This is a genomic window from Allobosea sp. 05T438, from assembly GCF_056396025.1.
Window position 1 is genome coordinate 1 of the sequence record NZ_JBFTKQ010000056.1, and the last position, 807, is coordinate 807.

Consider the following 807-nt stretch of genomic DNA (forward strand, 5'->3'; position numbering starts at 1 on the left):
TGATGGGGTGGATGCCCCCTCCGGCGGGCATCGTAAGGTGCCTGCGAGCGTCATCAAGGCGCGTTGGAAGGAGGAGCCCATGTCCGACGTCCATGTTCTGGCGATCGATCTCGCCAAGCGAAGCTTCCAGGTCTGCGCGACGGCTCGAGGCGGGGCGGTTCTATTCAATCGCACGGTGTCGCGCGCCAAGCTGATGCAGATGCTGCGATCTCAGGCCCGTTGTATCGTTGCCATGGAGGCTTGTGCGACAAGCCATTACTGGGGCCGCATGGCGCAAGGCCACGGCCATGACGTCCGGCTTATCCCACCGATCTACGTGAAGCCCTTCGTCAAGCGGCAGAAGAACGATGCAGCTGACGCGGCTGCGATCGCGGAAGCTGTTTTGCGGCCAAGCATTCACTACGTCGCTGTGAAGAGCGCCGAGCAGCAGGCGCGATCCGTCGCTTTCCGCACGCATCAGTGCTTCGTCCGGCAGCGTACGCAGCTGATCAACGCCCTGCGAGGCCATCTGGCGGAGTTCGGTATCGTCGTCGCCAAAGGACCTGTGCACCTGAGGGAGATCGTCGGCTTGCTGGAGAATAGCGAAGCGGAGGAGGTTCCCGACGCGGTCAAGGAGATCGCTCGGCTCTATCTTGATCAGATCGACGTGCTCGGCGGTCGGATCGAAGAGCTGGCCTCTGGCCTCAGGGCGGCGAGCGAGGAGCAGGTCGAGACGCGCCGCTTGTGCACCGTCCCAGGCGTAGGGCCGGTCACGGCGGGCGCCATCATGGCCTTCGCGCCCGATCTGCACACCTTCGCCAGCGGCCG

The 807-nt window shown here is 64.2% G+C and carries 1 protein-coding gene; it reads left to right on the forward strand.

All coding sequences use genetic code 11. The annotated features are described in order from the left end of the window. Nucleotides 1-79 precede the first annotated feature (79 nt). On the forward strand, nucleotides 80-807 hold a 728-nt coding region (locus tag AC1DIN_RS29895; protein WP_476812356.1), incomplete at its 3' end, for an IS110 family RNA-guided transposase.